Below are 6,000 nucleotides of genomic sequence, written 5' to 3'. Positions count from 1 at the left end.
AGACACCAACGAGCTGTTCAGGAGGCCCTACTCGTATGCGCCGAGCACCCCGCCACCACCCAATCGAGACTCCCGTTCGATACCCACCCCTCAAGATCGGAACGACAACAGCTACTGATGTTCGATGTGGCGAAGTTCAAGGGCAAGCACATCACCGACACCAACCTTGCCCTGTACTCGTACTACTCCTCGACCTGTTCCACCGCCGGTGCCGGCACTCAGGTCCGCCGGATCACCAGCACCTGGTCGTCCTCGACGGTGACGTGGGGTGCGCAGCCGTCGACCACGACCACGGGCGCGGTGACCAACAAGGCTGCTCTGGGCTGGGACGATTCTGCTTGCCCGGGTGGCACGATGAACTTCGACATCGACGCCATCGTGCAGGCCTGGGCCGACGGCTCGGCCAACTACGGCCTGCAGTTGCGGTCGGCGGATGAGAACGACACGCTGACCTGGCGGCGCTTCCGCTCGGCGAACTACAACTCCGGCGTCGACGGAGCCACCGAGCCGCACCTGACGGTCACCTACAACTCCTACGCCACCACCGCCTCCGCGGCGATCCAGCCCAGCGTGGTCAACGCCTACAACGGCAGCCGGTACGTCACCTCGCTGACCCCGACCCTGTCGGCGAAGGTCACCGACGCCGACGGCGGCAACGCCCAGGCCCAGTTCGAGATCACCCCGAACCCGACCAACGCCGACACCACCTACACCTACACCGCGTACGGCAAGACGGTCGCGTCCGGCTCGACCTCCACGTTGGCCATCCCGTCGGCCTCGGCCTTCCCCGCTGGCACGCACCTGCGCTACCGGGTGCGGGCCTATGACGGCACCGACTACGGCACCTGGTCCGGCTACACGAACTTCGTGCTGAACACCGCCCTGCCCGCCGCGCCGACTGTGGTGTGTGACACCTACGGGCAGAACACCTGGACGGCCAAGGCCCCGGGGGCGGTGACCTGCACCCTGGACACCACCGCCACCGACGGCCAGGGCTTCAAGTGGGGCCTGGACGACCCGTCCCTGCCCAAGCGCGTCGACGACACCACCAACGGCACCGGCGGCGACCCACTCACGATCTCCATCACCCCCGCCGACGGCTGGCACACCCTCTACGCCCAGACCATCGACTCCGGCGGCAACCTGTCCACCACCGTCACCAAGTACTCCTTCGGTGTCGGCACCGACGGCGCGGCCATCCTCTCGCCCGGCGACGGCGCCCGACCCGCCCGGCGCGTCGCCCTGTCCGCCACCGGCAAGACCACCTACACCGGTGTGACGTACCAGTACCGGCGCGGCGAGACCGATTCCTGGCACACCGTGCCGTTGGCTGACGTGTCCAAGAGCGCCGACGGCAGCCCCGTCACCGCGTGGCCCGTGGCCGCACCCAACGGCGCGCCCCCGGCGCTCACGTGGAACATCACCACCAGCCTGCCCGAGGACGGCCCGATCGACATCCATGCCGTCTTCACCGATGGCACCACCACCGGCTACTCGCAGCTGGTGACGGTGACGGTGGACCGCCAGGCCGGCGACGCACCCACGCAGGAAGTGGGGCCGGGTGAGGTGAACATGCTCACCGGTGACTTCACCTTCTCCGCCCCCGACGCCTCCGCGTTCGGCCTGTCGGTGGACCGCACCACCTCCTCGCGGCAGAGCGCAATGAGCGAGGACACCAACGGGCAGGCGGCCATCTTCGGCCCCGACTGGATATCGGGCATCACCGCGGACACCTCCGGTTCCGACTGGAGCGACATCCGCCAGACGTCGGCCACCTCGGTCGAACTGATCGACTCCCACGGCGCTGGCACCGGGTTCACCGCCACCAGCGGCGGTGGCTGGCAGCCGGAGCCAGGTTCGGAGGCCCTTACACTCATCGGTTCGCTGACCGGGTCGTTCACGCTGAAGGACACCGCCAGCACGACCACCACGTTCGTCAAGGTCGACCCCGCCGCCACCACATGGCAGGTGGCCACCAGTTATCTGTCTGCGGCGAACTCCACCACCACGGTGGTGTCCGAGAAGGTGGTCTCCGGCAGCCAGACCCTGGCCCGCCCGAAGTACGTGATCGCCCCGACCTCGGCGGTGTCCGCGGACACCTGCGCGGCCACGCCGTCCGCCAAGGGCTGCCGCCTGCTGGAGTTCGTCTACGCCACCGCCACCACCGCCACGCCCAACGCGTTCGGGGATGTGGCCGGGCAGGTCAAGGAGATCCGCCTGTGGGCCACGGAGCCGGGCGCATCGGCGGCGACGTCGAAGTCGATGCAGATGTACCTGTACGACGATGCCAAGCATCTGCGTCGGGTGTGGAATCCGCAGATCGTTCCGTCACTGTTCACTGACTACAGCTACGACACCGCTGGCCGGGTCACGCAGCTCACCGACCCCGGACAGCTGTCGTGGACCTTCACGTACGGTCGGGCCGGCAACGCCGCCACGGCCGGTGACGGCATGCTGCTGGCGGCCTCGCGGCCCGGCCTGAGGCAGGGCACCGCGGACGTCTCGGAGGGCACCGCGGCCACCAGCCTGGTCTACGACGTGCCGCTCACCGGCACCAGGGCGCCGTACGCGATGGGCACATCCGACGTCGCTGCCTGGGGGCAGAGCGATGTGCCGACCGACGCCACCGCGGTGTTCCCGCCGGATGCCGTTCCCGTCTCGCACGACGGCCAGGCGCTGACTGCGGCCGACTACACGCGCGCCGGGATCAGTTACGCAGACGCCTCGGGCCGGGAGGTGAACACCGCCACCCCGGGCGGGCACATCTCCGTAACCGAGTATGACAACCGTGGCGCCACTGTTCGCGAACTGACCGCGACAAATCGAGAGTTGGCGCTGGCCACTAGCGGCCAGCAACTGGACACCCTGGTCCGCCTGGGAATCAGCGATGTGTCGACCGCTGAGCGCGCTCAGGCGCTGTCCACCCTCCACAACTACTCCAGTGACGGGGCGCGAGAGCTGGATGTGTACGAGCCCCTGCACCTTGTCACGCTGACGAGCACCCTACAGGCTGGCACGGGCGGTACCAGCCTGCCGGCGGGCACGCAGGTGGCCGCACGACGGCACAGCGTCACCACCTACGACGAGGGTCGCCCGACGGACGGCTCTGCCACGATCCAGGACATGCCCACTACGGTCACCGTTGGGGCGCATGTCGACGGCTACCCGGTCGATGCGGACACGGTGGCCAACAAGACCACTTACGACTGGGTCAAGGGTCAGACCACCAGCACAATCGAGGATGCCGGCGGCAAGAACCTCACCAAGACCACGGTCTACGACGCCCAAGGCCGGGTGAGCAAGACCACCCTGCCGAAGTCGACCGGCGCCGACGCGGGCACGACGGTCACCACCTACTGGTCGGCAACGGGCACCGGCGCGTGCAACGGCAGGCCGGAGTGGGCGGGCCTGGTGTGCTCCACGGGACCAGGCGGTGGCATCACCGGCGCCGGTACCAACCCCACCCAACTGCCCACGAGGACAATTGAGTACGACTTCTGGGGCCAGCCGTCGAAGGTGACGGAGACCGCCAATGGCGTGACTCGCACCACTACGACGACCACCGACGTCGCCGGCAGGATCACGAACGTCAGCATGACCGGCGGGGTGGGCACTGCGGTCTCCCAGACGACTACCACCTACAACCCCGACAGCGGTCAGACCGCTACGGTCACCAGCAATGGCCAGACCATCGCCACCAGCTACGACAAGCTCGGCCGCCTGATCAGCTACAACGACGGCGCCGGGAACACCACCACAACCGAGTACGACCTCCTGGACCGGTCGGTGAAGACCACCGACTCCGTTCCGTCCACCACCACCTACACCTACGACACAACCAAGGACCCACGCGGCCTGGCCACCTCGATCACTGACTCGGTCGCCGGAACCTTCAGCGCCTCTTACGACACCGAAGGCAACCTCGCCGTTGAGCACCTGCCCGGCGGCTACACCCTCACCGTCGACGCGGACACCGCCGGCGCCGAGACCTCGGCGATCTACACACGGGACAGCGACAGCACGATCGTCCTCGCCGACACCGTCGACTACTCCATTCACGGCCGGATCGTTCACCACACCGGAACCGCCGGCGACACCACGGCACAGGACTACACCTACGACAATCCAGGCCGTCTCATCCGCACCGACGACACCGCAGCCGACGGAACCTGCACCCGACGCGCCTACACCTTCGACGGCAACACCAACCGCACCTCGCTCGCGACCTCGGTCAGCGCGCCCGCGGCAGGGTGCACCGACACCGGAGCCACGACGGTCACCGCCACATACGACAGCGCCGACCGGCTCATCGCCGGCGGTGTCACCTACGACGCCTTCGGCCGCACCACGACCCAGGCCAACGGCGCCACGATCGACTACTACGCCAACGACCTGGTGCGCCGACAGACCATAGGCACCACGCGCCAGACCTGGGACCTGGACGCCGCCCAACGCCTCGCTGCCTCCGCTACAGAGACGCAGGACACCGGCGGCACCTGGAGCCAGACCAGCCACAGCACCAGCCACTACGGCGACGACGGTGACAGCCCGTCGTGGATCACCCTGGACCCGGGCGGTGTCATCGCCCGCAACGTCCAAGGGCTGACGGGCAACATGGAAGCCACCACATCCGCCACCGGCGACACGGTGCTCCAGCTGAGCAACATCCACGGAGACGTCAGCGTCCAACTGCCGGTGGACATCACCCAGAACCCGGTCGTGCTCCGTGCGGACGAGTACGGCAACACAGCACCGGGCAGCCCGACAACCCGCTATGGCTGGCTCGGCGGGAAGCAGCGCTCCAGCGACACTCTCACCGGAGCCATTCTCATGGGCGTACGGCTGTACGATCCGACCCTGGGCCGCTTCCTCTCGATCGACCCGGTCCCCGGGGGCAGTGCCAACGCCTACGACTATTCGGCCGCCGATCCGGTGAACAAGGAGGACCTCAACGGTAAGTGGCACAAGTGGACCACGCTGTATCGCTACTTCGGCAAGGTCCAATGGCACCTGTGGGGGTTCTGGAAGAGCTGCTGGTGCCAGTCGGCTGGCTGGCACATGGGCGCCGCCGTCCGGGTCTACTTCAACAAGTGGGCCACCAACTGGCTGGCGGACGAAGGGCCCTACGCGGTCGGCTTCTGGAGCGTCGTCTTCGGCTTCGCGTTGAGCTGGGCTGGAGGCCAGTACGGGGCCGCAGTGGCAGCCTTGATGGCTGGCTACGCAACGTGGGTCATCTGGATGGCAAAGAGGGCCGTAAAGAGGAATAAGTGCCTCGGCGTGTATTCGGCATGGAAGTTCCGTGGCCTCTGGTGGTATCCCAAGATCTACCATTGGTACCGGAGTTGTTGAGTGCTGCCCACGGCCTAGCAGCCTGACGTACCTAAGGAAATAGATGGCTCCGGCCAGGCGACCGGGTTGGTCGCCTGGCCGGAGCTCAACCGAATTCAACCGGGGCTCCCACAGGTGGCGGCCCCGCTGAACCGTGGGATTTATAGGAGGTAGCGTGCCAAAGCTCATCTTGTTTTCCGCTGTGCAAGCCTTTGTGGCTTTCCTCTTCATTGGCTTCTACGTGGAACTGCGTGTCGAATTCGGCGATTACGCACATCAGTTCATCGAAACCGCTGCCTTTCTGCTCGCCGTCGCATGGACTTCGGCAATGTTTCAGCTTCGAAAGGCCGGCCAGTTGAAGTTCACGCGACAACTCCGCGTGCCGAAAGAGCCCGCGGGTGAAAAACCTTCGAACGATGCCTGAGTCTCACGACGAACAGAGACAAGGGCTGAACGGCTGGCCCTGAAGGACCTGGCGCTGAACGGAAGACAGTCCACGGTGGGCGACCGGTCCAAATCCTCGGTGGTCGAACCCGCCCGAACCTCGGTAAAGAAATGCGTCGATTCGCAGCACTGTGGATAGCAGCCGCCCTCGTCCTCGTGGGGTGCGGCAGCAACGCGATCCTGCGGAGCGCGTCGAACTGAATGACGTTTTCTCAGCGAAACTGCAGT

2 protein-coding genes are annotated in these 6,000 nt (G+C 66.7%); both read left to right on the top strand.

The genetic code is table 11. From position 1 onward, the window contains the following. Positions 1 to 5,349 (top strand): DNRLRE domain-containing protein (locus tag ACRWNP_RS12780; RefSeq protein ID WP_431961240.1); only part of this gene is annotated, 5,349 nt, incomplete at its 5' end. Positions 5,350 to 5,503: 154 nt separating this feature from the next. Further along, positions 5,504 to 5,752: a hypothetical protein gene (locus tag ACRWNP_RS12775; protein ID WP_431961239.1), complete on the top strand. Its 249-nt coding sequence runs from the start codon at positions 5,504 to 5,506 to the stop codon at positions 5,750 to 5,752. Positions 5,753 to 6,000 lie beyond the last annotated feature (248 nt).

The sequence above is a fragment of the Actinacidiphila sp. bgisy160 genome, from assembly GCF_965342435.1.
In the GTDB taxonomy this organism is placed as follows: Bacteria; Actinomycetota; Actinomycetes; order Streptomycetales; family Streptomycetaceae; genus Actinacidiphila.
This window is presented reverse-complemented; position numbering and strand designations above follow the sequence as displayed.